Origin of the sequence: Arenibacter hampyeongensis, from assembly GCF_002909255.1 — a bacterium.
Classification (GTDB): Bacteria; Bacteroidota; Bacteroidia; order Flavobacteriales; family Flavobacteriaceae; genus Arenibacter; species Arenibacter hampyeongensis.
Genome location: NZ_PIOB01000001.1, coordinates 876,274 through 901,344, shown reverse-complemented (window position 1 = coordinate 901,344; position 25,071 = coordinate 876,274). Strand labels below are relative to the sequence as shown.

Genomic DNA, 25,071 nt, shown 5'->3' with positions numbered 1-25,071 from the left:
GACATTTAAGGTTATAGTGCCAATATACTATCTTTGCTTTACGATTTACATTTTATAATGAAATTTCTACTCCAATTTTTTATAAGTCTCTTTTGCCTTTATGGCCTCTATGGCCAACGTACCATTGACGAGGCAATAAGAAAGTTCAACGATAACACTGTACCCTATATAAAGGTGGAGGAGTTAACACCTAATAACCAGTTCGTACTCCTGGATACCAGGGAAAAAGTGGAATTTGAGGTAAGCCATCTTAACAACGCGGTATGGCTTGGAGATATCGTATTTGATATGGACACCGTTTCCACAATCCTTAGTTATAAAAACACACCAATTGTAGTCTATTGTTCCATAGGGGTGCGCTCTGAAGAGGTGGGAGAAAAACTTATAAAAAAAGGCTATAAACAGGTTTACAATTTATACGGCGGTATTTTTGAATGGAAAAATAAGGGTTTCAAAGTATATGATTCCAACGGACAAGAAACCGATAGGGTTCATGCCTTTAACAAGCATTGGGGTAAAATGTTGACCAATGCCACAAAAGTATACGACCCTAAAAAACAAAATAACTAAATGTCAACATTACCTTAAGCCAGCACACTACATCCAATAAAATGCAAGAAATAAGGCTGGCCAGTAAATTCTAAATTTACATACTACACAAAGTAATGAATACAACCCTAAAACGACCATTAAGACCATGCCCTATTAATTGGCTAAACATTTCAGAGATACTATGACCCACCCCAAGGACTTATTAATAATTTTTACCCGTAACCCTGAACTTGGAAAGTGTAAAACTAGATTGGCCGCAACAGTAGGTGATGAGGTTGCCTTGGACATATATAAATTTTTACTTAACCATACCAAAAATTTTACGAAGGGCTTAAATATCAACAAATGGGTGTGTTATTCCGATCATATTTGGGAAAACGATATATGGGACAACCCTGTATACCAAAAAAAAATACAATTTGGAAACGATTTGGGGCAGCGTATGGCCAATGCTTTTATGAACGGATTTGAGGCAGGTCATGAAAAAATTATTATCATTGGAAGTGACATGTACGACTTGACCGAAAATGATTTAAAGGAGGCTTTTTGCTCCCTAGATCATCATGATTATGTGATAGGGCCTGCCATTGATGGCGGTTATTATTTGTTGGGGATGAAAGTCTTTAACCCCTTACTTTTTGATAAAAAAAATTGGGGTATGGACACAGTATTGGAGGCTACTGTACAAGACCTAAAAGATGAAAACTACGCCTTGTTGGCACCCAAAAATGACATTGACTATTTTGAAGACATTAAGGATATTGAAATCTTTCGCAGCTTTTTAAAAAATTGAAAATATATGACGAGTAAATTACTTCAGGAATCTACTGAATATTTAATAGAAAAGGGATTTGAGGCCCCTGAAATTGGAATAGTACTAGGAACTGGTTTAGGCAAATTGGCAGACGATATTGAAAATCCAATAGAAGCCCATTACAACCATATCCCCTATTTTCCTCTGGCTACCGTGGAATTTCATTCCGGTAAATTGATTTACGGTATTTTGGAAGGCAAAAAAGTTGTTGTTATGCAGGGAAGGTTTCATTTTTATGAAGGCTACGACCTAGTGGACGTAACCTACCCAATTCGGGTAATGCATATGCTAGGTATTAAAAAACTATTTATATCCAATGCAGCGGGAGCCATAAATCCCGAATTTAAGAAAGGTGACATCATGCTCATCGAGGATCACATCAACCTCCAAGGAGGATCTCCTTTGGCATTTAAAAACGTAAGCCAATTTGGAGATCGTTTTACGGATATGAGTGAGCCATATGATGCTCCTATGCGCAAAAGCTTGGAGAAAATAGCAAAAAAAGAAAATATAACCCTACGGAAGGGAGTTTACGCCTCAGTAGTAGGGCCTCAACTGGAAACAAAGGCAGAATACCGAATGCTAAAAATCATTGGTGCCGATGCCGTGGGAATGAGCACCGTACCTGAAGTAATTGTTGCCAATCATTTACGATTGCCAATAGTGGCCGTATCTGTCCTAACAGACGAATGCGATCCGGATAACCTAAAACCCGTCAATATTGACGAAATAATTGAAATTGCCGGAAAAACCGAACCAAAAATGATAAAGTTATTTAGGGAATTAATTAGGGAAGTTTAATTATAAGTATTGAGTATTGAGTATTGAGTATTGAGTATTGAAGAAAGACAATTATAAACCTGATGACAAACTTTTAAGCATAAAGACATGAGTTATTTAGAAGCCACAAATGAATTATATAAGAATGCAGCATTGACCCCCGATGTTGGATTGTGTTGCACCACAAATCCTATCTGGCAGTTTCCCGGATTATCCATTCCTAAAATCATGCAGGAGATGAATTATGGTTGTGGGAGCACAGTATCGGCCCAAGATTTGGTAAACAACCCTAAAGTCCTATATGTGGGAGTTGGTGGCGGCATGGAACTCTTACAATTTTCTTATTTCTCTAGACAAAAGGGAGGGGTTACCGGAGTTGATGTTGTGGATGAAATGTTGGAAGCTTCAAGAGAAAATTTCAAAATAGCGGAAAAGGAAAACTCTTGGTTTAAAAGCGAGTATATAAACCTTGTAAAAGGGGATGCACTAAATCTACCAATAGCAGACAACAGTATAGATGTGGCTGCACAGAACTGCCTGTTCAACATTTTTAAGACCGATGATTTAAAAAAGGCGGTGGCCGAGATGTATCGTGTATTAAAACCCAATGGCCGATTGGTTATGAGCGATCCTACATGCGAACAGCCTATGAATGAAACCTTACGTAATGATGATCGACTTAGAGCCCTTTGTTTAAGTGGCAGTATCCCGATAAGAGATTATGTAAAGGTTTTAACTGATGCAGGTTTTGGTACCATAGAAATTAGAGCACGAAAATCATACCGGGTACTCTCTCCCAATCACTATCCCACAGATGAATTGATCTTTATCGAATCTATTGAAATAGCTGCCATTAAAGACCCAATGCCCCAGGATGGCCCTTGCATTTTTACCGGAAAAACTGCCATCTATTACGGTAATGAAGAATATTTTGATGATAAAAACGGCCATGTTCTAATGCAAAATCAGCCTTTGGCGGTGTGTGACAAAACAGCATCGGCACTGCAAAAAAGTAATTCCGAAATCCATATAAGCAACAGTACTTGGCATTATAATGGCGGGGGTTGCTGTTAATCATTAATTTGATGTAAGGTTTATGTGTTTGGCAACACTAATTGGAGGTAAATAAAATTCCATGCAACTTAAATTATCATTTGTAATAATCCTGCTTTTGACCATCAGCGGTCATAGTGTTACGCATACACTATGGCAAAATAATAATTGTGCTCAGGAAATTGATTTGAAATTAGATCATTCCAGTTGGGATAAATTACTGAAAAAGCATGTAGACAATAAGGGAAATGTTGACTACAAAGGTTTCACCAAGGATGTCACAGCATTGCAAAATTACTTGGATTATTTGGCGAAGAACCGTCCAACAGACAAAGCACCTAAACCCGAAAGGCTGGCTTATTATATAAACCTTTATAATGCTGCTACGGTAAAACTCATTTTGGACAACTATCCCACAAAAAGCATAAAGAACATAAAAAACCCGTGGGGGAAAAATATTGTTCATATGGGAAATGAAAAAATTTCCTTGGGCGATTTGGAGCACAAAATATTGCGAAAAATGGATGAACCTAGAATCCATTTTGCCATCAACTGTGCGTCCTATTCCTGTCCCAAATTATTGAACACCGCCTTTAATTCCGTTAATATTGAAAAACTATTGGAACAGACGGCCGTAGATTTTATCAATGACCCAAAAAGAAATGTTCTGACCAAGGAAAAAGCCTCTTTGTCCGAAATTTTTAACTGGTACAAAAAAGACTTCACTGAAAAAGAATCTTTGATAGATTATATTAATAAATACTCCTTCCAAAAACTGACATCAAACACCAAAATAAGTTATCTAAACTATAATTGGGCTTTAAATGAAATTGAGTAATTCCATAGACATAAGTATTATAATACCGGTCCTAAATGAATCTGTACACATTAGCACTTTATTGGATCACTTGCAAGCGAATAACAGTTTAGGGAATATTAAGGAAATAATTGTGGTTGATGGGGGCAGTACGGACAATACAGTTGCCATGGCAAAAGCTAAGGGGGCAATAGTTATATCTTCTGAAAAAGGACGTGCCAAACAAATGAATACAGGCGCCAAGGCTGCATCTGGCGCACTTCTTTACTTTTTACATGCCGATACGTTCCCGCCCAATAACTTTGATCTGTTTATCCTAAATGCGCATAATAACAACATATCTTCCGGATGCTTCAGGATGAAATTTAACACCTCCAAAAAGTTTTTGCAATTCTTTGCATGGTTCAGCAGAATTAACCACAAGTTATGTAGGGGCGGTGATCAATCGCTTTTTATTCTCAATGACCTATTCCAAAAAACGGGCGGCTTTAATGAGAATTATATCATATACGAGGATACAGAATTTATTGGACGCCTTTACAAAATATCAAATTTTAAAGTCTTGCCACAACACGTTATAACCTCTGCAAGAAAATACGAACAGTATGGCTCTATTAGACTTCAATATCACTTCGGAATAATTCACTTGAAAAATTTATTGGGTTTTGGCCCTGATCAATTGTATAAGTATTACAAGAAAAACATTATCTCTTAAACCACCTTATTTACTAGCTTCATAATCCAACAATACTCCTTCTGAGATCCACTTGGCAAGGGCCTGCCTATTATCTGGATCCAAGATTCGCTTTTGGTCCTTTTTGTTTTTTATATTCCCAACTTCAATATAAGCCATGGCCGGTAAGGTATTTTTTACCAAATACAAACCACTACGATCTGCGAAGGTCCCCTCATAATTCCTGTTTGGCTGATATTGTCTGTATTTTTTTAAAAAAGTTTCATGGATACTTTCAGCTAAACGCTTGCCATTCTTACTGCTCTCATGATGATAGAAGAACACATCAATATTTTGCCCCCTACTTCGGCTATCCACGTGTGTAACGATCAACCGCTGGTATTTGCCAGAATTTTCCAAATACAGTTTGTTCACTGCATCAACACGCTGTTTTAATCGCAATAATTGGTTTAATGGAATTTCTTCATTGGGATAGGCCACCTCATCCCTATCTATTTCCAGCACTCGCTGATCCCTTATCCCATCGTTCAAATCCCTAATTATAATATAGGTCTTGGCTCCATGGGATATAAGTTCTTTGGCCAAGCGCAGCGTAATATCATAGGCATACTCGTCTTCCGCAATTATTTTGCCCTCATATTTTTCAATGGCACCGGGATCGGGCCCACCATGACCTGATATTAAATAATAAACGTTTCCCTGCAACTTATTGCTCTTTATCTCCGTAGTAGCATATTTTTTTCCAAATATGTCATCTGTTATGATATTCGACACGGACTTGATTTCCGTTGTTTTATTCTCAACGAATTCCGTAATAGCTATAGTATCCAAGGGTACGGGAGGAATAATGTACTCCCTCCCCTCATAAAGGTGTATACTATCCCTTAAATTATCATGATTAAGATCAACAAAGTGCCCGTAGTGCCTAACAGGATTAATCCCCTGTTTCCTAAGGATGGAATAAATTCCGTCCCCTTTTTCAGCAATTACGGTTTTAACCGAGGTTTGGGAAAAAGCGGGAAGCGACCATAAGGCGATTATACAAAATATTACAAAAGGTTTCATGACCAACACAATACTAATTTTACACAAATATTATCAAAAATACTGCCCAATTCCAAAAACAATCCCATGAGATGCGTTTTTTGTAATGCCATAGCCATAATCTATTCGGAAAATTGCGTTAAATATTCGCTTATGAATAAACCTTAAACCAATCCCCGGATAAACCCTTATACTTTCCCTATCCGTAAAATCACTAAAATCTCCCCCGGGGTTTCGCCAAGTCCCTGAATCTATAAAAAAATTGCCTTGTAGTGCAAACCAGTCCTTATCAACAAAACTATACCTATATTCTGTATTGAATACGATGGTGGCAGTCCCCCTATCTATTTTATTTCCCACACCCCGTATGTTAACATTATTATCTACAGAAAAGGGAGCAAAAGGGGTATCTATGTTGCTGGCAATACCCAGTCGTAATCGATTGGCCCAATTACCCCGATAACCAATCCTATTAAAATGGACAAAGTCATTGATCACAATTAAAAATTCCGGTAAATTTTCATCCGGACTCTTGACATATTGAAAATTTAAAGTGCTGCCAAAACCTGAACGATAATGATAATCATATTTTATATTTTCATAATAGTAGATAAACTTATACAAATACTTATCCACCTTCAATTCTTGGGGAACATTTGGATTGGTAGCACCGGCGATATAATTATAATCTTCCGTAAACAGATTAATTCCAAAGTCTATCCTGTTTTTATTGTTTATGTTATACAAGCCCAAAACTTCAAAGGCCTTGTTGTTATATCTGTAATCTGCAGTATTCTCGTTGATAAAAACTGGTTCTTGGGTAGTAATATTATTATAACTAAGAGCAAATCCCAAGTTGCCTCCGATGATATAAGGCATCCTAAAATTTATTCCATAAGAATTGAAAATATCCCTTTGATAAAATCCTCCCAATATCATGTTCCTGCCAAATAGATTGTATTCCTGCAACCCTATTTTAAATGCAAATTCATCATTGGTCGAGGTATAAATATTGGCATAGGGGATCAGGGTAAAATGTTCTTCAACAGTATAAATAACGGAATATTGATTTTCCTTATTTGCCTCCACGCGAAAATTGGCATTGGCAATGGACGGCAATTGCTTTAAGCGTTGAACGTCTTCATTCAATGCCACGGAATCCAATATACTGGCTGCCTTAACCTTAATAAGATTTTCTAAGAAAGAAACTTTGGTCCTTTTGGCGCCTTCAATATTCACTACGGTTACGGTAGATTGCTGGGTGTATCCTGCTAAAAATGAAAAAAACAATAATACCCTTAAGCTGATTTTCATTATCAATACGCAATTATATGGGAAAAGTATTCATGAATTAAAGATGAAAAGACTCCAAAAACCAAATAACCCAAGGTTAATGAGTCGGAAACCTGGTAAAAAAAACCTAATATATCTTATAGAAACTCTTGATCACCTCTTGGGCCGGCTTATTTTGCGGGGTAAACCTGTTGTCATTTATCCCTCCCGCATTTTCATGATCAATAAACCATTTCCAGACAAATCCCCCTGCAAACCACTCTTCTTTCCAAAATTCCTCGAAAATAGCTTTGGTAGCATTGGCCTGTGCTTCTAGGTTTACATCATCCTGACTGTGATCCACCAACCAAGGTTTCTTTGCAGCATAATTATTACTTCTATAGCCATATTCCGTGAAAATTATAGGTTTGTTTTTCATCAAGGCCAACGATTTTATTTTTTCTTTATGAGGTTGCCATCCCCTTCGTAATTGTTCTACCGTAGGGGTTTTCTCATCACTTAAAGGAAAATAAGCATCTATACCTATAAAATCCAGATCATCCCAAAAAGGGGTCCTTCCATATTCGTCCCAATTGGCCGCATAGGTAAGTTTTCCCTTGTAAACACTTCTGATTTTTTTGATCAGTCCGGTCCAATACGCCGGCCGGTGATTAACAAATTGCTCCAGCTCAGTTCCTATGCAAAATGCATCGGCCTGGGTTTCCTGGGCCAGCGTGGCATAAGCCATAATAAAGTTGGCATACGCTATCTCCAAGGCCTGCCAGTTTTCCTCGGAATTCATTTTTAAATTACCCGTAAACTCACCCCTGGAAATCCATATTTGTGGCTTTAGCATTACCTTTAAGCCGTTCTGGTGCAGGATATCTATATACTGCCTAGCGCCTGTTCTTGTTTCCCCGAACCATTGTCTCGAAGTATCAAAAATTATTTCAGGTGAGTCTTTATCCCTAATAAATCCAAAAGGCATTACCGCTGCACACTTGGCATTGACATTTCTTACTGCATCTACGTGTTCTTGGGAAACCTTGTCCCTTGAGGCCACAAAACTTACCCCATTAAATTTTTCAACGGCCTGACCACTACAGCCGAGCTGTAAAAAAAATAAGATAAGTAGGCCCAGGTTTCGCATCCCTAAAGATTTTAAACTCTAAAATAGACTATTTATATTGATCATTCTAAAAAATAGCCCGAAGTCCTAAGTTAAATGTCTGCCCTAAACCTGTGTTTCCACCTCTAACAAAATTGGTGTATAAGGCTTCAATATTTATCGCATTTGTTAACTGATATTTCACCCCACCTCCTAAGGCCGTATAATTTTGGGCAAAATTATTACCCAAATCCAACCTTTGGGAATGTTGCGCCAAAGCTAAAATGGTGAAACTGGAACTTGGAAAATAACTTAGAAATACTCCTGGCGACAAGTTTAAGCTATTATTGGCAAAGCTTTCGCCGCCCTTTCCGAAACTTAATTCGGAGTTAAGTTCTGTAAATAATTGCCATTTTCTATTGGAAAATGTAAGGTCATAAAAAAATCGGTTCTGCCATATATATCCCTTCTGATCCAAAAACACCCCATTTTCGGTTTCATTATCCACAAGGGGAATAAAAAAGGAGCTCTGTACCGAAAAATTATTCAGTGATTCAATAGGAACAAATTTTACCGAAGGGGCTATCGATGTTATCCCAGACCTGGCCGTAGTATTTTCACCATCAAACTTAAAAACATCCAATGCGTTCCTCCCACCGACAACATTGGATCTTAGCTCTACAATAGCACCAAGATTCCATCTATTATTTTCAGCCATGCCCGTGTACACTTCAATTGTAGAGGTGAAAAATGTTTTTCTCGCCTCCGTACCACTGGAAAAAGTACTTTTCGTTTCTGTATAAAGATTATTAAACCACTTTAAGTCCCATTGCCCCTTTCCCATTAATTTTGAGGGGGTGTACTGTTGAATATTACTATCCGCATCCTGATCGAAATCTTGGGATATGCCCATGGTAAAAACAAAGAAAGTCACCATTAAAGGCCATTTGTTTTGAACGTTTTTCATTTCTATACTGTGTTTTGGTTCGTTAATTATAAAAGGCCATCGAATTTCCAAAATACGCACATTGGGATAAAATATATCTTTTATCTTCAATAGATAATCGGAAAATTGCCAATAAAATCCATTAAAGGCCAAAAAACTTTCAAATCTAGCTTTAAAAAGATGGCCCACTGGTAGATTTTCCTAATTGGTATAAAAGTCTTTAAAAAGTATCACATATTTATTACAAAATATTTTTTTAAGTTAGTTTTTATCTAGGGCATCATGACACATATTCGGCTTTGATTAAAAAAATCCGAAAAAGTAGTATCAACAATTCCCAATGCCAAGCACTCTATATTAGGAACAAACGTAGATTTCATTAGCTTTGCCAAATATTTAAATGAATAGTACCCGTGGGAAGTAAAAATAAGCTGAAGCGATTCAAGGAGAATGAAACTTTTAAGAATGTAGTTCAACCCAACAGGGAGGAAATTACAAATGGTACTTTCTCCTTAAGAGGCAAATGGAACGAATTTTTTGGCAATGACAATCCTTTAGTTTTGGAACTGGGCTGCGGTAAAGGGGAGTATACCATTGGGATGGCCCAGCAAAACAAAAATAAAAACTTTATCGGAATTGATATAAAGGGCGCTCGATTTTGGCGAGGGGCAAAAACGGCCATAGATGAAAAAATAAGCAATGTTGCCTTTTTGCGTACCCAGATAGAACTGATAGACGGACTTTTTGCCGCCAACGAAGTTTCCGAAATCTGGATTACCTTTCCAGATCCCCAAATTAAATATAAGCGTACCAAGCACCGACTTACCAACGAGGTTTTTTTGGAGAAATACAAATTGATTCTAAAGGAAGATGGTGTAGTTAATCTGAAAACCGATAGTGAATTTATGCACGGCTATACCTTGGGCCTTTTACACGGAAAAGGATTGGAAGTCCTTTATGCCAATCACGATGTATACAAAAATGAAGGTAGCCCAAAAGAGGTTTTGGAAATACAGACTTTCTACGAAAAACAGTATCTTGAAAAAGGAAAACCGATCACTTATATCAAGTTTAGAATAAGTTAAACCATGGAACACTTACTAATCCTTTTTTTTGTCACCTTTTCGGCAGCCTTCATGGCCACTGTTCCACCAGGTTTATTGAACATGAATGCTGCAAAAATTAGTGTGGAAAAGGGTAAGACCAATGGTATTATTTTTAGTCTTGGGGTTTCTACCATGATTATTATCCAAGCCTATATTTCCGTGTTGATTTCCAAATTTCTTTTCAAACATCCGGAGATTATAGACCTACTTTTAAAAATAGCCCTTATTGTCTTTGCTTTTTTTACCATCTATTTCTTTCTAAAGGGTAAGAAAAACAAACTGGAAAGACCCAAAATAGTAAAGGTAAGCAAGAGAAATAGTTTCTTTAAAGGGATATTGTTGGCAGCAGTAAATTTACTTACCATTCCATATTACAGTGGTTTAAATGCCATGTGGAATGCCTCCGGCTGGATAAAATTTCAATTTCGCGATATAGCAACCTTCATACTTGCAGCAGGATGCGGCACTTTTACGGTACTCTATCTGTATACGGTCTATTTCACCAAATTGGAAACCAAAAACAATGGATTTTCAAAAAACTCCAATTACATTTTGAGTGCATTAATGCTGGTACTATTAGTAATTACTTTAATTCGAATATTTTATACCTGATGAAACCCGAAAATCAGAACTTTTTTGAAAAGGTCTATGCAGTGTCCAGACAAATACCATATGGACGGGTTACTTCGTATGGGGCCATAGCCAAATATTTAGGAACTGCAAGAAGTGCCAGAATGGTTGGTTGGGCCATGAACGGAGCACATAAAATAGGGGATATCCCCGCCCACAGGGTAGTAAATAGAAAGGGACTATTAACAGGGAAACATCATTTTGACGGCACAAATTTAATGCAGCAGTTATTGGAAAATGAGGGAATAAAAGTGGTGGATAATCAAATCGTGGATTTCGAAGATCACTTTTGGGACCCTTGGCTGGAATTAAGGTGATTTGCCAATAATTTTGAATAGATACTGCCATATAGAGGATACTTATTACCTTATTTTACTTTTCAATTCCCTTCCTTCATAATCTCGCTCCTAAGCCCTATCTTTGTAATTTAGAATCAGTTTTAATAATAACTGAATAAGAATGGTTTAGGATGAAATTAGACAAGAAAGACATACTGAAAGCGCTCGAAAATATTACTGTCCCAGGAGAAGGACAAAATATGGTTGAAAGTGGCGCCGTAAAAAATATTATGGTTTTTGGGGACGAGGTTGTTGTGGATCTCACCATTTCCAACCCCAGTTTGCAGGCAAGAAAGAAAACCGAGGTTGAAATTTTAAAGGTTATTCACGACAAAGTGTATAACAAGGCTAAAATTACCGTAAATGTAAAGGTTGATGCCCCGGCTGCCAAGCCTAAGGTAAATGAGATCAAGGGCAAAGCCATTCCCGGTATCAAAAATATAATTGCAGTTGCTTCCGGAAAAGGAGGAGTTGGAAAATCTACAGTTACGGCAAATTTGGCGGTAACCTTAGCAAAAATGGGATTTAAAGTAGGTCTGTTGGATGCTGATATTTATGGCCCTTCAATGCCTATCATGTTCGATGTAACTCTAGAAAAGCCCTTGGCCGTCAAAATCGAAGGAAAATCGAAAATGAAGCCCGTAGAGAATTATGGGGTCAAGATTTTATCCATTGGCTTTTTCACCCAACCCAATCAGGCCGTAATTTGGCGTGGGCCAATGGCTGCCAAAGCGTTAAATCAAATGATATTCGATGCGCATTGGGGAGAATTGGATTTTATGTTGTTAGATCTTCCTCCGGGAACAGGGGATATACATTTAAGCATAATGCAATCCTTACCAATTACAGGTGCAGTGGTAGTAAGTACCCCACAGGAAGTGGCCTTGGCAGATGCCCGCAAGGGAGTAGCGATGTTTCAACAAGATTCCATAAATGTTCCAGTACTGGGAATCGTGGAAAATATGGCGTACTTTACACCTGAAGAATTGCCCAATAATAAATATTACATTTTTGGAAAAGAAGGTGCCAAACATTTGGCCGAAGATTTAAATGTACCGTTTTTAGGGGAGATTCCACTTATACAAAGTATTAGGGAAGCAGGTGATGTAGGAAGGCCGGCGGCACTACAAACAGCAACTGCAATTGAAATCGCTTTTGAGGAAATTACGAAAAATGTAGTTCAGGAAGTGGTGGGAAGAAACAAAAATTTACCTCCAACAGAGGCTATTAAAATAACTACAATGGCGGGTTGTGCAGCTGTTAAAAAGAAGTAATTATGACATCGATTGAACTTAAAAATAACGTGGAAAAAGCTTTGGAGGAAATCCGCCCTTTTTTACAAAGTGATGGAGGGGACATTTCCCTTATTTCCATAGATAACGACATTTCCGTTAAGGTACGGTTGGAAGGGGCGTGTGTAGGCTGTACCGTAAACCAGATGACCCTTAAAAGTGGTGTTGAAATGACCATAAAAAAATATGCTCCACAAATAATGGAGGTTATTAATGTTGACTAAGCACCTGACTTTTATCATAAACAATTATCAACTCCTTTTTTAGCTTTGTAGCTATTTTAAGTTCATTTCTCCATGATTAAAACAGACATTCTAATTATTGGTGCCGGCCCAACAGGTCTTTTTGCAGTATTTGAAGCAGGTCTTTTACAACTTAAGTGCCATCTAATAGACGCATTGCCACAGGCAGGAGGGCAGTGTTCCGAAATATATCCCAAAAAACCCATTTACGATATTCCAGGCTTTCCAGAGGTTTTGGCAGGTGATCTGGTAAATAACCTTATGGAACAGATCAAGGCATTTCAACCGGGATTTACTTTGGGCGAACGCGCCAATACCATAGAAAAATTGGATGACGGTACTTTTTTGGTAACCACCAACAAAGGCACCAAACACAATGCTCCTATTATTGCCATTGCCGGTGGCCTTGGCAGTTTTGAGCCAAGGAAACCCTTAATAAATAATCTTAGTGCTTTTGAGGATAAAGGTGTTGCTTATTTTATTAAGGATCCTGAAGTTTATCGCAATAAAAAAGTACTGATCGCAGGTGGAGGGGATTCTGCCTTGGACTGGAGTATCTTTTTGGCCGATGTGGCCTCCGAGGTAACTTTGGTGCACAGGAGAAATGAATTTAGAGGTGCATTGGATTCTGTAGAAAAAGTACAGACCCTAAAAAATCTAGGAAAAATAAATCTCATTACTCCCGCAGAAGTAGTGGATTTAAGAGGTGCCGGAAAACTAGAGGCAGTGGTAATCAATAAGTCCGGTGAACGGGAAGAGGAAATTATTAAGGAAATAGACGAATTTATTCCCTTGTTCGGGCTTTCCCCAAAGCTTGGCCCCATTGGGAATTGGGGATTGGAAATTGAGAAAAACGCCATTAAAGTAAATACTTTCGACTATCAAACCAATATCCCTGGCATTTATGCCATAGGAGATGTAAACACTTATCCCGGTAAATTAAAATTGATTCTTTGTGGTTTTCATGAGGCAACCCTAATGTGCCAAAGCGCCTATCAACGTATTTTCCCGGACAAAAAATATGTTATGAAATATACCACCGTAGGCGGTGTATCCGGTTTCGATGGAAGTAAAAAGGAAGCGCCTAAAGCTGTGGTAAAGTCCATTGATTAAAAAAAACAACTATTTCCTAAAGTAAATCCCTTAAATTTGCTGCCTATTACCAAAAAAGAATATTTCTGGCATGAGCGATGTTAAAATAAAGATTAAGGATAGGGATGGGGTTGTACACGAGGTAGATGCGCCCACTGATATGAATATGAACCTTATGGAAATAGTTCGTTCCTACGAACTTGCTCCAGAAGGAACCATTGGTATATGTGGCGGTATGGCCATGTGTGCTTCCTGCCAGTGCTATGTAGCGTCTGACCACCAACTACCAGAAATGTCCGATGATGAGGATGCCATGCTTGCAGAGGCCTTCAATGTAAAGGACAACAGCCGCTTGGGTTGCCAAATACATATCACCGAGGATTTGGAAGGACTGGAAGTAGAGTTGGCTCCGGAAAGCTAAATTTTTCCTCAACCCTTTGTAAAAGGGAAAACTTATAGCCTTATTATCGATTTACTTTGTTGCCAATACATATAATTGGGAACAATTGCCGTGTATCCCAAAAACAAACATGGATTCATGATTTACAACAATGTTATTATATCCTCGCCTGATAGGTAAATAGGTTATAATATCGTCCTTCTTTTGCAATAAGTTCGTCATGCGTGCCTTTTTCCGCAATACGACCATCTTCTATTACAAGAATCTGATTGGCTTTCCTAATGGTACTCAATCTGTGGGCGATGACAAAGGTAGTTCGTCCTTCGGTTAGAGCGGCCAAACTTTTCTGTATCAAAGCCTCACTTTCCGTATCCAAATTGGAAGTAGCCTCGTCTAATATTAAAATTTTAGGATTGGCCAAGACCGCCCTGGCTATGGCGATTCGCTGCCTTTGTCCACCTGACAGCTTCACTCCCCGCTCCCCGATCAAAGTATCCAAACCTTTTTCGAACCTATCTGTAAATTCATCCACGTACGCTGCCTTAACGGCCATTAGAACTTCTTCCTCAGTGGCATTGGGTCTAGGGAACATAATATTGTCCCTAATTGTACCTTCAAACAAAAATTCGTCCTGCAGCACAACCCCTAAATTTCTGCGATAGCTACTCAGATCCACTTTAGAAAGATCTTGATCATCCACAGTAATGGTCCCTGATAAGGGATTTAGAAATGTTGCTGCCAAACCGGCAATCGTTGATTTCCCTGAACCGGAACTACCCACAAGAGCAACCACATTGCCGGACTTCACTTCAAAACTAACATTGTGCAATACATCCTTATCCTCTTCGTAGGCAAAGGACACATCCTTAAAGGCTATATCCCCTTTTATTTTATCCAGCACAATTGTTCTCTCCTCATCATTGGCTTCTGGGGTCATATTCATTAGCTCTTCCGTCCGGTCAAGACCGGCAAGTGCCTCTGTAAGTTGACTACCAATATTGCTCATTTGCACGATGGGTGCAATCATAATTGCCAAAACAAAGGTGAAAGACAAAAAATCCCCAATACTCAGTCCTTCATACATGATTTTATACCCCCCAATCCCCATAATTCCTGTAGTGGCGATACCGATTAAAAAAGTGGCCGAACTGGTCATAAAAGCGGTTGCCGTAAGGCTCTTTTTTACATTTTGAAACAACAGCTCCACGCCATTCTCAAAAACCTTGGTCTCCTGCTCCTCTGCATTAAAGCCTTTAATCACCCTTATACCACCGAGCGTTTCGGTGAGCCTACCTGTAACCTCAGCATTTATTTTGCCTCGATTTCTAAATATAGGTCTAATAATCTTGAATGCCTTCAACGCGATAAAGGCAAAAATAGCCAATGGTATAAACGTAAATAAGGTCATGGACGGACTTATATACAACATGTACACCAGGGCTCCAATTGCTGTAATACTTCCACCTACCAATTGGACCAGTCCTGTACCAATAAGATTCCGAACCCCCTCTACATCAGACATTATACGGGAAACCAAGGCTCCGGATTTAGCATTGTCAAAAAAGCGGATCGGGAGTGAAAGCACTTTTTTCTGTACTTGAGCCCTTAACTCCGAGATAAGGTATTGGGCCTGAACACTTAAAATTCTTGTCAACATAAAGGAGGTTACGGCCCGTACCAAAATAGACAGGATTACCACGCCTACCAAAATTTTGAGCATATCCATATTTTTATTGGGTATAACATCGTCCATAAAATATTTCAAGGAGATAGGGCCTACGAAATTGGCGGCATTACTTATTACGATCAAGAACAGCCCAATAAAAACCATATTGCGTCGTGGCCAAATTATAGTTTTAAAGGCGGTAAGAATACTAACTTTTTTATCGGACATTTTGAATTATATTTTTATTGAAGATATTTCCAAGGTGTAAATGTACTTAAAGTTATCCCTAATTGAATTAGGAAAACTTCATCTCCTGTTTCCGGCTCCAAGCTAGCCAGGTTACTTTAAAAATGAAATGGGTATTATTCAAAAATAGGAAGTACTACCGGATATAATTCATCCACGAATCTCTTATATGCTTCTTTTGATGGATGCAGCCCATCGCCAGCCACCAATTCGGGATTGGACAGGCCGTTACGTGTTATATCCGTAATATTTATAAATGGCACTCCGTTTTGAAGGGCAGTAGCTTCCGCAAAGGAATTGTATTCATCAATTTCCTTGGTGATTTTATCTGTATTTCTACCCTCCCCAAAAGGAGTAAAGGAATAATCTGGAATGGAAATAACAACTACATTTTTTGGATTGCCATAAGCCAATGCAATTGCCCTTTCCAGAAGTTGGGGAAACTCCTTGGTATATGTCCTAAATGGTTTACCCTGGTATTGGTTGTTCACCCCAATTAAAAGCGTTACCAAATCGTAGGACGGCAGCTTGGTTCCTCTATTTACTACATCCAATAAATTATCGGTACGCCATCCGGTGACGGCAATAATCTCGGTATTGACTTTCAGCTTAAGTCCCTGTTCCAATCTATCTTTTAACTGAATAGGGAAGCTTTCAGCTCTTTCAACACTTGCGCCAATAGTATAACTATCGCCCAAGGCCAAATAGTTATAGACCCCTGATTCGTTTAAATGTGGTCCGGGTATTTCGTTGGGGATGGTAGTAGAGGACCCAGGATCCAATATCATGTCTATGGAGGGTTCATAAGGAAGCATGTCCTTTTCTTGGGAACAACTGGAGAAGATAATGGCCAATACAAACAAGAAAGTCAACCGCATCATAAATGTTTTACATTATTTACGTAAAATAGGGTCCCGAGGTTTTAAGCAATCCAAACCACCGAAATCAATTATAATCCCATGATCTTTATTCCAATAAGAATGGAATTGATTTAAAAGGATGGATACGGTTTATTCACCTGACTATTAAGATTGCTAAATCAATAAAAAATCGATTTGTATCCAAACCATCAGTTCTTGTTACGTTTAAAATTTCTAAAGATTCTTAAGGAATATGGGATAAGAATAAGCAATAGGTTAATAATCAACAAATAGTAATATCCTTTCATATTGGTAAGTGTTTACGTTTTTTCTTAGGCTATTCCTTTATAATTATAATGGTGGCTTTGGAGCCGGTGGATAAATTCCACATATTGGAATGTATCATTTTACCTTCATCGTCATATACATTAACTTGAGCCGTATTAGGTCCGGAAGTACCCTGGTTCAATGCCTCAAAATCAATTTTATTAAAACCTTTTTGTAAATCCAGGTTGATGCCCTTAAAGGAACCTGTTAGAAAAATATTAGGTTCTACCACTTTATCATTGAGCAATATCCTAACCCTGTCACCATCTACATATTCGTGATCTCGGCAAACAATACCCACAAATTTTCCATTGCTTTTAATATCGCCCAAATACATATTTCCAAAAAAGGTGGAAGAGCCTTCCTTTTCCTTTACACCAACTTTAGGGTCTATCTTTAAACCATAGCCTGCCTGTACCAACTCCCTGTCCGGAAGCATTTTAATATTTCTGGCCGTAAGGGAGTCCTTAAGATTGGCAGTAGGTTTTAAGGTAATAACGGAAGGAAAATTCAATGCAGTTCCTTGGTTGGGGTTTTCCCTAACTCCTTTGTCTCCTTCAATTTTTAAAGGATTGGTCGTAGGAAGATCAGTCTGCCCCATACCCAGCTGGGAAAATAAAAACAGAATGCAAAATAAAAATACAATTCTCATATGGCCGATTAAGGTACGAATCAGCTACAAAAATATCAAATACCTTGCCATGTGTATCTAAAATGCTGTTAAATATGGGCAATTTAAAAAAACACCGATCAATTCCACACTTTTTTTAAAAACCCTATAAAATTTTTGCTCATTATATTTTCAATATCCGTTTCCGAATAGCCTCTTTCGGAAAGTAGCTTAGGAACCTTTTGAAGGTCCGCTATCGTATCTAGATCGGACGGACATTGCTCTTTCCCAAAGCCGCCATCAAGATCGGTTCCTATCCCAACATGCAGGGAATTTCCAGATAACTGGCAAATATGATCAATGTTGTTTATCATTTGTGCAAGGGTTACACCCATTCCCTCAGGTGTTGAAACCCCTCGTACCCAATTGGGAACCATCATCCAAGCATCCAGTGCTATGCCAATTACAGAATTCCTACCAATAAGTTCCCCAATTTGCTCATCCGAGAATTGTCTATTATGGTCAACAAATTTCCGACAATTGTTGTGGCTTGCCCAGACCGGACCATTGTAGGCCTTCATGGTTTCCCAAAAACTAACATCGCATAAATGAGTGGCATCCAGAATTAGGTTTAATCGTTCTATCTCCTTTAATAACTCCTTACCCTTTTGGCCAATCCCTCCAACTGAATCCGTACCATGTGCATAGGTGCCCGGGCCATAATGCGCAGGACCAATAGCCCTGAGACCTTGTTCATATGATCGTTCCAGATGTTCCAAAGAAATTATGGAATCGGCACCTTCCAAACTAAGTATATAGCCAATGGGATTTTTGTCCTTGCCATTTTTCCATAAGTCCAAATGTGCTTCCAACTCGGACAAATTCCTAATTTGGACCAGTTCCCCAATTTCCTCCATAGCCCTGTACCAAGCCAACTGTCCCTGGGTCTGTGCCCAGGCCTGGTGGGGAGATTTCCATCCAGGCAAGTGATTTTCCCTCTTTACAAATCTCGCTATTTGGGTAGCCACACATAGGCCAATATTTCCCTTCCGCAAAGCCTCAAAAGAGACCGTATTCCTTGCCCTATCCGGTTTATCTCGCATGCCCACTTCACTTTCCCTAATATCGGCTACGGTCCAGGTTAAATCCCTATTCCATTCCATGGCATTCATAGCAAGGTCTAAATGGGCATCAAATACGAACATGTTTTTTAATTTTATCCTGTTTGCAGGCTATCCTTTGATCAAGGCAGCTTTTACCGGAAGGTTTATATATTTATTTTTAAATTTCTTGCGGCTACCTTCCAAGAGCTGGTTAAGCTCCCATCAACTACCGTTAGGACTTCATTATATTTGGCCACAGTTGGGCAAATATGTACCGGGATGGCATAGGCCACATCTCCCACTTTAAACTTGTCTTCATCAAGGCATTGTACCACCAAATGTTCCTCGCTCTGCCCTATTTGCGTACACCCTTCCCCTTCCAACAGCAATACCCTCGGAAAAGTCATTTCAGGAGCCATGTGTTTATGACCTAGGTCAAAGCAGACCAAATTGGGTTTAGGCTTGCTTATTGCCCTGGTCAACAAAACCGCAGCTGGAATGAAATCCATGTCTTTGTATGAAGCGGCATAGCCAGCATCCCATAATAGTGTTGTTCCTGGACTGGTCTCCACCCCCTCACGCTTTAGATGAATGGGAAATGTTGGGGAGCCGCCTGCCACAATACAAGGAACATGAATATCTAGTTCCTCCAAAGTTCTTCTCAAATCCAGAACCGCTTCAAAATCTTCATTGCATTTTTCCTCTCTTTCAGATAGATCTTTATTGTGGATATGCCCGTCATAAACATGTAATCCTGCAGCAAGTAGGTTGGGTTTCTTATATATGTGTTTGCACAATTCCACAGCTTGTGCATTGGGCTGAATTCCTGTTCTGTTCATCCCATTGTTTATATCCAACCACAGTGGCACTTGAATACCCTTGCCATCAGCAATTCCTGCAATTTGTTCAATAATTTCCAGATCATCGACAATAGTGGAAAATGTACTGTTTGGATATTCCGCAATCAAACCGAAAAATCGGTCTATATTGGGCCCTACCGGTTGCATTGCCAGAAGGATGTCTTTTACCCCGCATTTACCCAAAAGTTCGGCTTCAGCAATGGTGGCACACTTAAATTTTTTAATGCCATGCTTCATTTGTAGGTGAACAATTTCGGAAGTTTTATGTGTTTTTATATGAGGTCTAAGGTATTGGGTGCCACCGGCCATAGCAATCATGGTTGCAATGTTTTTTTCTATCCGATCTGGATAAACCAAAAGTGCGGGAGTAATAATATTTTCTGGGTCGGTAATTTTATACCAATCATTGTTCATCATAACTTTGTGTTTAGTATCAATGAAGCTCAAACATGGCCTCTACTTCTACTGGGATGTTATCGGGTAGCATCATCCCCACAGCACTGCGCACCCCTATTCCATTTTCTTTTCCGAAAACATCGGCCATCAATTCACTAAAGCCATTAATAACATAGGGTTGCTTTCCAAAATCCGGGGTTGAATTTACCATTCCCAAAACTTTCACTACCCGCTTTATTTTGTCCAGACTACCAAAATGTGTCTGAATCGTGGAAAGCATGGTTAGGCCAACCTGTCTGGCAGCTAGTTTGGCTTCGTCCGCATTCATATCAAATCCTGCTATCCCGATTATTAAAGAACCATCGTTCTGAATTGGACCCTGGCCAGAAACATATAAAAATTTATCCACTACCAAAATAGGCCTGTATACTCCGGCCGGCTTAGGGGCTGGAGGAAAAACCAAGCCCAATTCCATAATTCTATCGGTAGTTGAATTGCTCATAATATTTACTTTAGTTAAACAAACAAACTTAAAATCATTACTCCTATCAACCCCATTACGCCCACGGTGGTTTCCATAACCGTCCAGGTTTTTAAGGTGTCCTTTATGGATAGGTTGAAATATTCCTTAAACAACCAGAATCCGCCATCGTTTACATGGGAAAGCATTAAACTCCCCGACCCTATGGCCAACACCATTAATTCCGCACTTACCCCGGTAGCGCCTATAAGCGGCATTACGATACCTGCCGTAGTCAGTCCCGCAACAGTAGCCGAACCTACACATACCCTTATCACAGTTGCTACGAGCCATGCCAAGAGCAAAGGGGAAAAACTGGAATCCTTTAAGATATTGGCAATATAATCACTAACTCCACTGTCCACCAATACCTCCTTTAGTGCTCCTGCACCTGCAATAATTAAGAGTACCATGGTTATCCCTGAAATGGAACTTGCAACAGACCCCATTATTTCGGTCATTTCTTTCCCCCTGGCAAGACCCAGTGTATAAATGGCCACCAATACGGCAATCAACATCGCAATTACCGGGTTACCTATAAAATTGACAACAGGTAAAACTGCGGCATCCTTGGGCAATAAAAGATCGGCAGCAGTGGCCAACATAATCAATATAACCGGTAGAAGTGCGGTAAAAATACTGATATTTATTCCTGGCATTTCTTCCTCTTTTAGAATTGTCGGGTTTACAAATTCCTTTATTGGAGTGGCCGTAATATTTTTAATGGTACGCGAAAAAACCGGACCTGCCAATACAATGGCCGGAATTGCAATGATGGTACCATATAAAAGGGTCTTGCCTATATCGGCATTAAACATTAAAGCTATCGCCGTAGGTGCAGGATGGGGCGGAAGAAAACCATGTGTTACGGAAAGTGATGCGATCATTGGTAGGCCCACATATAATAATGGCAACCCAGTTGAAGCCGCAATTGTAAAAATCAAGGGAATCAATATTACAAAACCTACGGAATAGAACATGGGAATGCCCACAATAAAACCGGTCAACACCAAAGCCCATTGAATATTCTTGACCCCAAATTTGGCCACCAATTTGGTCGTTATTTGTTGTGCCGCACCACTGTCTGCAACCAATTTGCCCAACATTGCCCCCAAACCCAGAATAATTACCAGGAAACCTAGAGTATTCCCAATTCCATTTTGAATGGATTGTATTACTCCCTGCAATTCCATTCCCTCGGCAATACCCACCGCAAGCGACACGATAATAAATGAAATAAAGGCGTTCAGTTTGAATTTTGCAATAAGTAAAAAGAGAAGAATTAATCCTAGTACAACAATTAGTAAAGGCATATTATGGTTTGGTAGTTAATTATATACAATTCTTAAATATACTATATCACTCTATAAAATTGTCATCCCTTTGGAAAAAATTTAGAATTGGTAACTAAAGGTCAAGGAATAGGTGTCTCGATAACTAGCAAAGCCCAGTTTCATCTGCTCTTTTTTATAGGGTTTGGTAAAAATATAAGTGCTGCCAATTCCTATAGCGGCACCGGCAAATACATCCCAGAAATCATGGTATCCGTCTGGGCCTTCCGTTCTACTTACGGCAACGACACTTGCCAGAAGATAGGCCGGAATACCATAGTTCCAACCATACCTGCGCTGAATAAATGATGCCCCCGAAAAGGCGGATGAAGTATGACCGGAAGGGAAGGAATCATAAAGCTTTCTACCCTCAGGCCTTTCTTTTTTGGTAAAATGTTTTAAGGAGTATGTCAATGCCATGGTAGTGCCATACGAAAAAGCCAATTTTTTGGCACCCTTGTAATCTTTGTGAATCAAGGTCATGATACCTGCGGTAATGGGAAGGGCCAGTTGCAAAACGTCCCCAGTGTCTTCCAATACGAACTCCCACTTTTCATGACCCCCCTCAGTGTCCTGGGAATAACTTTTAACGCATAAAATAATGAAGGCACAAATGAGCCTTAACGACCACTTTCCCATGTACAATTTTTATAGAAATACATTATTAAAACAAAATTTACATCTGATCACGATTATGCACAATGTTAGTTAAATAAAAAGGGTATCCACGAGGGCCACCTAATTGTCCATTGCACCTTACCACAATCCATTAACCCCATAACCAATTGGCCCTTTTATACGCTTGAAGATAAAAAAATATCCAATACCAAATTACACTGTTCAATTTAAGGTCGATTATATTTTCACCCCCTGCGTAATTTTCGTAATTTTAAGAGAATCGCCATTTACAGTATTGGAGCAGTAAAATTCCAATCTGATGCCCACTGTTGGACCAAATAAAACGTAACTTATTTCTCTCTGGTCCAAATAAATTATTAGTAATTTTTTTCAATTTTAAATCGCAAATATCATGGCAGCACCTTTTATGTTCATCATCATTTTAGTATTGTTTTTGTTAGCTGGAATACGTATTATTTTTGAATATAAAAGAGCCCTTAAATTTAGGTTCGGAAAGTACGTGAAAACGTTGCAGCCAGGTTTTAGATGGATTATTCCCTTAGTGGAGACGATACAAACCGTGGATATTCGGGTTATCACCATAAATATCATTTCCCAGGAAGTAATGACCGAGGACAATGTCCCCTGTAGTATAGATGGAGTAGTTTTCTTCAAAATAAACAATCCCGAAAAAGCTGTACTGGAAGTGGAAGAATACAGGTTTGCCATTACACAATTATCCCAGGCGGCATTGAGGGATGTCTGTGGAAAGGTGGAACTGGACACCATACTGTCCAAACGCGAGGAAATGGGAAAGAATATAAAGGCCATTGTTGAACTGGAAACCAAGGAATGGGGCATTGAAATTATTGACGTGAAAATTAAGGACATTCAACTACCTGAAAACATGAAGCGTATGATGGCCAATCAGGCTGAAGCCGAACGGTCCCGAAGGGCGAGAATTATATTGGCACTTGCCGAGGAACAGGCCGCAGGAAAGTTATTGGAAGCCGGTAAGTTAATCGATCAATCGCCCTCAGCAATAAAATTAAGACTCTACCAAACCCTGTCCAATATAGCTGCTGAAAAGAACTCCACCATCCTATTTCCCTTCCCAGAAGAGGTTTTGCCCAGAAACCCAAAAAAGAAACCTAAAAACAAAAAATAGTTACTGTACTTTGTTAGAATCATGGTTTCTTTATCTTTAAAGAAAGTTTAATTTTCAACAATGGAAAAACATAGATGCGGTTGGTGCAAAGGAGATGTCCTCTACGAGAAGTACCACGACGAAGAATGGGGTGTCCCCGTTAAGGATGATGCCCTTCTTTTTGAATTTTTGATTTTGGAAACCTTTCAGGCCGGATTGAGCTGGATTACCATACTTAGAAAAAGGGAGAATTTTAGGAAGGCATTCGACCGCTTTGATTACAAAAAAATAGCCAAATATGGAGAAGATAAAATTGAAGGCCTGCTGCAGGATGAGGGAATTATCAGGAATAAGCTCAAGATAAGGGCCACTGTAACCAATGCCCAAGAGTTTATTAAATTACAAAAGGAATTTGGGAGTTTTAGTAAGTATGTATGGGGATTTGTCAATGGCCGGCCCATAAAAAACAAACATAAGGATTATAAAAGCGCGCCAGCCAATACCCCTCTGTCCGATGCCATAAGTAAAGATTTAAAAAAACGTGGTTTTAAATTTGTGGGGAGCACGGTAATATATGCACATATGCAAGCGACGGGTATGGTAAACGATCATGAGGTAAACTGTTTTAGATATAATGAAGTATAGCTACATTATCTTAGTGCTATTAATAATGTTTAGCCTAAAAAGTTATTCCCAAACTAAACTGGAACGGGAACATCGTATTAAAAAATCACAATTTCCTTCCTTAGAATTCGAAGCTCTTCCCTTGGAAGATGCTAAAAACTTAAGGTACTACAAAGAAGTTGATTCCTCTCAGATTACCTATACCTTAAGATTTAGGAAAGGGAAAATGCATTATCATATTGATTTTAACGAAAAGGGGGCGATACAAAATACAGGATTCGGCGTAAAGGAAGTGGACATCCCAACAGATACCTATTCCAATATATATTCATTTCTAAAAGAGAATTTTAAAAAAATAAAAATTAAATATATCCAGCAGCGCTACCCCGGTTCCTTGGAAAATGTACTAAAAAATACTTTTCAAAATCTGATATTGCCCAACAACACCTATAAACTTATGCTTCGCGGAAAAAAAGCGGATAAAAGGGAGGACTTCATTGCAATATTCGATGCCGAGGGAAATTTGATAAAAATTACAATGGCCTTGCCTGCCAACTATGACCATGTGCTATATTGAAAGTGT

At 38.9% G+C, this 25,071-nt stretch carries 28 protein-coding genes; 16 read left to right on the top strand and 12 right to left on the bottom strand.

What is annotated here, in order from left to right; all coding sequences use genetic code 11:
* Window positions 1-57 precede the first annotated feature (57 nt).
* From CWD91_RS03665 to CWD91_RS03640, 6 genes are all read left to right on the top strand, one after another.
* Window positions 58-570 (top strand): rhodanese-like domain-containing protein, encoded by a 513-nt coding sequence (locus tag CWD91_RS03665; protein WP_103439563.1) that lies wholly within the window; start codon window positions 58-60, stop codon window positions 568-570.
* 163 nt (window positions 571-733) lie between these two features.
* A complete protein-coding gene (locus tag CWD91_RS03660) occupies window positions 734-1,345 on the top strand; it encodes a TIGR04282 family arsenosugar biosynthesis glycosyltransferase (RefSeq protein WP_103439562.1) in 612 nt (203 codons plus the stop codon).
* A gap of 6 nt (window positions 1,346-1,351) precedes the next feature.
* Window positions 1,352-2,167, top strand: coding sequence for a purine-nucleoside phosphorylase (locus CWD91_RS03655; protein ID WP_103439561.1), 816 nt, complete (start codon window positions 1,352-1,354; stop codon window positions 2,165-2,167).
* A gap of 87 nt (window positions 2,168-2,254) precedes the next feature.
* Entirely contained in the window at window positions 2,255-3,220 is a 966-nt protein-coding gene (gene arsM / locus CWD91_RS03650) for an arsenosugar biosynthesis arsenite methyltransferase ArsM (RefSeq protein WP_103439560.1), read from the top strand.
* 61 nt (window positions 3,221-3,281) lie between these two features.
* Entirely contained in the window at window positions 3,282-4,037 is a 756-nt protein-coding gene (locus CWD91_RS03645) for a DUF547 domain-containing protein (protein ID WP_103439559.1), read from the top strand.
* Complete coding sequence (locus tag CWD91_RS03640) at window positions 4,024-4,731, top strand: TIGR04283 family arsenosugar biosynthesis glycosyltransferase (protein WP_103439558.1); 708 nt, start codon at window positions 4,024-4,026, stop codon at window positions 4,729-4,731. Before CWD91_RS03645 ends, CWD91_RS03640 begins: the two co-directional genes overlap by 14 nt.
* Before the next feature lie 6 nt (window positions 4,732-4,737).
* Here CWD91_RS03640 and CWD91_RS03635 read toward each other — a convergent pair whose 3' ends face one another.
* The 4 genes from CWD91_RS03635 to CWD91_RS03620 form a co-directional block, all read right to left on the bottom strand.
* The gene (locus tag CWD91_RS03635; RefSeq protein ID WP_103439557.1) at window positions 4,738-5,775 is read right to left on the bottom strand and encodes an N-acetylmuramoyl-L-alanine amidase family protein; all 1,038 of its coding nucleotides are present in this window, start codon (window positions 5,773-5,775) and stop codon (window positions 4,738-4,740) included.
* A 33-nt stretch (window positions 5,776-5,808) separates the two neighbouring features.
* A complete protein-coding gene (locus CWD91_RS03630) occupies window positions 5,809-7,068 on the bottom strand; it encodes a POTRA domain-containing protein (RefSeq protein ID WP_103439556.1) in 1,260 nt (419 codons plus the stop codon).
* A 106-nt stretch (window positions 7,069-7,174) separates the two neighbouring features.
* Window positions 7,175-8,176 carry a glycoside hydrolase family 113 gene (locus CWD91_RS03625; protein ID WP_103439555.1) on the bottom strand — a complete coding sequence of 334 codons (1,002 nt, stop codon included), beginning with the start codon at window positions 8,174-8,176 and terminating at the stop codon, window positions 7,175-7,177.
* Between the two features lie 46 nt (window positions 8,177-8,222).
* Window positions 8,223-9,101 carry a hypothetical protein gene (locus CWD91_RS03620; protein WP_103439889.1) on the bottom strand — a complete coding sequence of 293 codons (879 nt, stop codon included), beginning with the start codon at window positions 9,099-9,101 and terminating at the stop codon, window positions 8,223-8,225.
* A 392-nt stretch (window positions 9,102-9,493) separates the two neighbouring features.
* Here CWD91_RS03620 and trmB point away from each other — a divergent pair, with 392 nt between their 5' ends.
* The 7 genes from trmB to CWD91_RS03585 all read left to right on the top strand — a co-directional run bounded on the left by trmB (window position 9,494) and on the right by CWD91_RS03585 (window position 14,201).
* The gene (gene trmB, locus CWD91_RS03615) at window positions 9,494-10,165 is read left to right on the top strand and encodes a tRNA (guanosine(46)-N7)-methyltransferase TrmB (protein ID WP_103439554.1); all 672 of its coding nucleotides are present in this window, start codon (window positions 9,494-9,496) and stop codon (window positions 10,163-10,165) included.
* A 3-nt stretch (window positions 10,166-10,168) separates the two neighbouring features.
* Window positions 10,169-10,798, top strand: coding sequence for a LysE family transporter (locus CWD91_RS03610; RefSeq protein WP_103439553.1), 630 nt, complete (start codon window positions 10,169-10,171; stop codon window positions 10,796-10,798).
* A complete protein-coding gene (locus tag CWD91_RS03605) occupies window positions 10,798-11,133 on the top strand; it encodes an MGMT family protein (RefSeq protein ID WP_103439552.1) in 336 nt (111 codons plus the stop codon). The genes CWD91_RS03610 and CWD91_RS03605 overlap by 1 nt, the downstream gene beginning before the upstream one ends.
* Before the next feature lie 152 nt (window positions 11,134-11,285).
* Window positions 11,286-12,428, top strand: coding sequence for an Mrp/NBP35 family ATP-binding protein (locus tag CWD91_RS03600; RefSeq protein ID WP_103439551.1), 1,143 nt, complete (start codon window positions 11,286-11,288; stop codon window positions 12,426-12,428).
* 2 nt (window positions 12,429-12,430) lie between these two features.
* On the top strand, window positions 12,431-12,670 hold the full coding sequence (locus CWD91_RS03595) for a NifU family protein (RefSeq protein ID WP_103439550.1): 240 nt from the start codon (window positions 12,431-12,433) through the stop codon (window positions 12,668-12,670).
* A 72-nt stretch (window positions 12,671-12,742) separates the two neighbouring features.
* The gene (locus CWD91_RS03590; protein ID WP_103439549.1) at window positions 12,743-13,801 is read left to right on the top strand and encodes an NAD(P)/FAD-dependent oxidoreductase; all 1,059 of its coding nucleotides are present in this window, start codon (window positions 12,743-12,745) and stop codon (window positions 13,799-13,801) included.
* A 70-nt stretch (window positions 13,802-13,871) separates the two neighbouring features.
* Window positions 13,872-14,201: a 2Fe-2S iron-sulfur cluster-binding family protein gene (locus CWD91_RS03585; RefSeq protein WP_103439548.1), complete on the top strand. Its 330-nt coding sequence runs from the start codon at window positions 13,872-13,874 to the stop codon at window positions 14,199-14,201.
* A gap of 136 nt (window positions 14,202-14,337) precedes the next feature.
* Here the strand turns inward: CWD91_RS03585 and CWD91_RS03580 are convergent, their stop codons facing one another.
* The 8 genes from CWD91_RS03580 to CWD91_RS03545 all read right to left on the bottom strand — a co-directional run bounded on the left by CWD91_RS03580 (window position 14,338) and on the right by CWD91_RS03545 (window position 22,738).
* Window positions 14,338-16,074: an ABC transporter ATP-binding protein gene (locus tag CWD91_RS03580; protein ID WP_103439547.1), complete on the bottom strand. Its 1,737-nt coding sequence runs from the start codon at window positions 16,072-16,074 to the stop codon at window positions 14,338-14,340.
* A 134-nt stretch (window positions 16,075-16,208) separates the two neighbouring features.
* Window positions 16,209-16,973: an SGNH/GDSL hydrolase family protein gene (locus CWD91_RS03575; RefSeq protein ID WP_103439546.1), complete on the bottom strand. Its 765-nt coding sequence runs from the start codon at window positions 16,971-16,973 to the stop codon at window positions 16,209-16,211.
* 316 nt (window positions 16,974-17,289) lie between these two features.
* Window positions 17,290-17,931: a hypothetical protein gene (locus CWD91_RS03570; protein ID WP_103439545.1), complete on the bottom strand. Its 642-nt coding sequence runs from the start codon at window positions 17,929-17,931 to the stop codon at window positions 17,290-17,292.
* 98 nt (window positions 17,932-18,029) lie between these two features.
* Entirely contained in the window at window positions 18,030-19,094 is a 1,065-nt protein-coding gene (locus CWD91_RS03565; protein WP_103439544.1) for a dipeptidase, read from the bottom strand.
* A 62-nt stretch (window positions 19,095-19,156) separates the two neighbouring features.
* Entirely contained in the window at window positions 19,157-20,269 is a 1,113-nt protein-coding gene (locus CWD91_RS03560; RefSeq protein WP_103439543.1) for a D-TA family PLP-dependent enzyme, read from the bottom strand.
* A gap of 16 nt (window positions 20,270-20,285) precedes the next feature.
* Window positions 20,286-20,750, bottom strand: a complete 465-nt coding sequence (locus tag CWD91_RS03555; protein ID WP_103439542.1) for a RidA family protein — start codon at window positions 20,748-20,750, stop codon at window positions 20,286-20,288.
* Between the two features lie 14 nt (window positions 20,751-20,764).
* A complete protein-coding gene (locus CWD91_RS03550; RefSeq protein WP_103439541.1) occupies window positions 20,765-22,081 on the bottom strand; it encodes a gluconate:H+ symporter in 1,317 nt (438 codons plus the stop codon).
* An 81-nt stretch (window positions 22,082-22,162) separates the two neighbouring features.
* Window positions 22,163-22,738: a phosphatase PAP2 family protein gene (locus CWD91_RS03545; RefSeq protein ID WP_103439540.1), complete on the bottom strand. Its 576-nt coding sequence runs from the start codon at window positions 22,736-22,738 to the stop codon at window positions 22,163-22,165.
* Between the two features lie 391 nt (window positions 22,739-23,129).
* Between CWD91_RS03545 and CWD91_RS03540 the strand changes: the two genes are divergently transcribed.
* The 3 genes from CWD91_RS03540 to CWD91_RS03530 are packed head-to-tail and all read left to right on the top strand — an operon-like array spanning window position 23,130 to window position 25,065.
* Complete coding sequence (locus CWD91_RS03540; RefSeq protein WP_103439539.1) at window positions 23,130-23,885, top strand: slipin family protein; 756 nt, start codon at window positions 23,130-23,132, stop codon at window positions 23,883-23,885.
* Window positions 23,886-23,945: 60 nt separating this feature from the next.
* Window positions 23,946-24,509 carry a DNA-3-methyladenine glycosylase I gene (locus CWD91_RS03535; RefSeq protein ID WP_103439538.1) on the top strand — a complete coding sequence of 188 codons (564 nt, stop codon included), beginning with the start codon at window positions 23,946-23,948 and terminating at the stop codon, window positions 24,507-24,509.
* Window positions 24,499-25,065 (top strand): hypothetical protein, encoded by a 567-nt coding sequence (locus CWD91_RS03530; protein WP_103439537.1) that lies wholly within the window; start codon window positions 24,499-24,501, stop codon window positions 25,063-25,065. Before CWD91_RS03535 ends, CWD91_RS03530 begins: the two co-directional genes overlap by 11 nt.
* Window positions 25,066-25,071 lie beyond the last annotated feature (6 nt).

Bases quoted from the DNA above. Each gene is read 5' to 3' on its own strand.
- CWD91_RS03665 (WP_103439563.1), top strand. From the start codon at position 58: ATGAAATTTCTACTCCAATTTTTTATAAGTCTCTTTTGCCTTTATGGC.
- CWD91_RS03605 (WP_103439552.1), top strand. From the start codon at position 10,798: ATGAAACCCGAAAATCAGAACTTTTTTGAAAAGGTCTATGCAGTGTCC.
- CWD91_RS03660 (WP_103439562.1), top strand. From the start codon at position 734: ATGACCCACCCCAAGGACTTATTAATAATTTTTACCCGTAACCCTGAA.
- CWD91_RS03565 (WP_103439544.1), bottom strand. From the start codon at position 19,094: ATGTTCGTATTTGATGCCCATTTAGACCTTGCTATGAATGCCATGGAA.
- CWD91_RS03630 (WP_103439556.1), bottom strand. From the start codon at position 7,068: ATGAAAATCAGCTTAAGGGTATTATTGTTTTTTTCATTTTTAGCAGGA.
- CWD91_RS03555 (WP_103439542.1), bottom strand. From the start codon at position 20,750: ATGAGCAATTCAACTACCGATAGAATTATGGAATTGGGCTTGGTTTTT.
- CWD91_RS03580 (WP_103439547.1), bottom strand. From the start codon at position 16,074: ATGTCCGATAAAAAAGTTAGTATTCTTACCGCCTTTAAAACTATAATT.
- CWD91_RS03595 (WP_103439550.1), top strand. From the start codon at position 12,431: ATGACATCGATTGAACTTAAAAATAACGTGGAAAAAGCTTTGGAGGAA.
- CWD91_RS03640 (WP_103439558.1), top strand. From the start codon at position 4,024: ATGAAATTGAGTAATTCCATAGACATAAGTATTATAATACCGGTCCTA.
- CWD91_RS03530 (WP_103439537.1), top strand. From the start codon at position 24,499: ATGAAGTATAGCTACATTATCTTAGTGCTATTAATAATGTTTAGCCTA.
- CWD91_RS03610 (WP_103439553.1), top strand. From the start codon at position 10,169: ATGGAACACTTACTAATCCTTTTTTTTGTCACCTTTTCGGCAGCCTTC.
- CWD91_RS03590 (WP_103439549.1), top strand. From the start codon at position 12,743: ATGATTAAAACAGACATTCTAATTATTGGTGCCGGCCCAACAGGTCTT.
- CWD91_RS03545 (WP_103439540.1), bottom strand. From the start codon at position 22,738: ATGGGAAAGTGGTCGTTAAGGCTCATTTGTGCCTTCATTATTTTATGC.
- CWD91_RS03585 (WP_103439548.1), top strand. From the start codon at position 13,872: ATGAGCGATGTTAAAATAAAGATTAAGGATAGGGATGGGGTTGTACAC.
- CWD91_RS03540 (WP_103439539.1), top strand. From the start codon at position 23,130: ATGGCAGCACCTTTTATGTTCATCATCATTTTAGTATTGTTTTTGTTA.
- CWD91_RS03620 (WP_103439889.1), bottom strand. From the start codon at position 9,101: ATGAAAAACGTTCAAAACAAATGGCCTTTAATGGTGACTTTCTTTGTT.
- CWD91_RS03655 (WP_103439561.1), top strand. From the start codon at position 1,352: ATGACGAGTAAATTACTTCAGGAATCTACTGAATATTTAATAGAAAAG.
- CWD91_RS03560 (WP_103439543.1), bottom strand. From the start codon at position 20,269: ATGATGAACAATGATTGGTATAAAATTACCGACCCAGAAAATATTATT.
- CWD91_RS03570 (WP_103439545.1), bottom strand. From the start codon at position 17,931: ATGAGAATTGTATTTTTATTTTGCATTCTGTTTTTATTTTCCCAGCTG.
- arsM (WP_103439560.1), top strand. From the start codon at position 2,255: ATGAGTTATTTAGAAGCCACAAATGAATTATATAAGAATGCAGCATTG.
- CWD91_RS03535 (WP_103439538.1), top strand. From the start codon at position 23,946: ATGGAAAAACATAGATGCGGTTGGTGCAAAGGAGATGTCCTCTACGAG.
- CWD91_RS03645 (WP_103439559.1), top strand. From the start codon at position 3,282: ATGCAACTTAAATTATCATTTGTAATAATCCTGCTTTTGACCATCAGC.
- CWD91_RS03635 (WP_103439557.1), bottom strand. From the start codon at position 5,775: ATGAAACCTTTTGTAATATTTTGTATAATCGCCTTATGGTCGCTTCCC.
- CWD91_RS03575 (WP_103439546.1), bottom strand. From the start codon at position 16,973: ATGATGCGGTTGACTTTCTTGTTTGTATTGGCCATTATCTTCTCCAGT.
- CWD91_RS03600 (WP_103439551.1), top strand. From the start codon at position 11,286: ATGAAATTAGACAAGAAAGACATACTGAAAGCGCTCGAAAATATTACT.
- CWD91_RS03550 (WP_103439541.1), bottom strand. From the start codon at position 22,081: ATGCCTTTACTAATTGTTGTACTAGGATTAATTCTTCTCTTTTTACTT.
- CWD91_RS03625 (WP_103439555.1), bottom strand. From the start codon at position 8,176: ATGCGAAACCTGGGCCTACTTATCTTATTTTTTTTACAGCTCGGCTGT.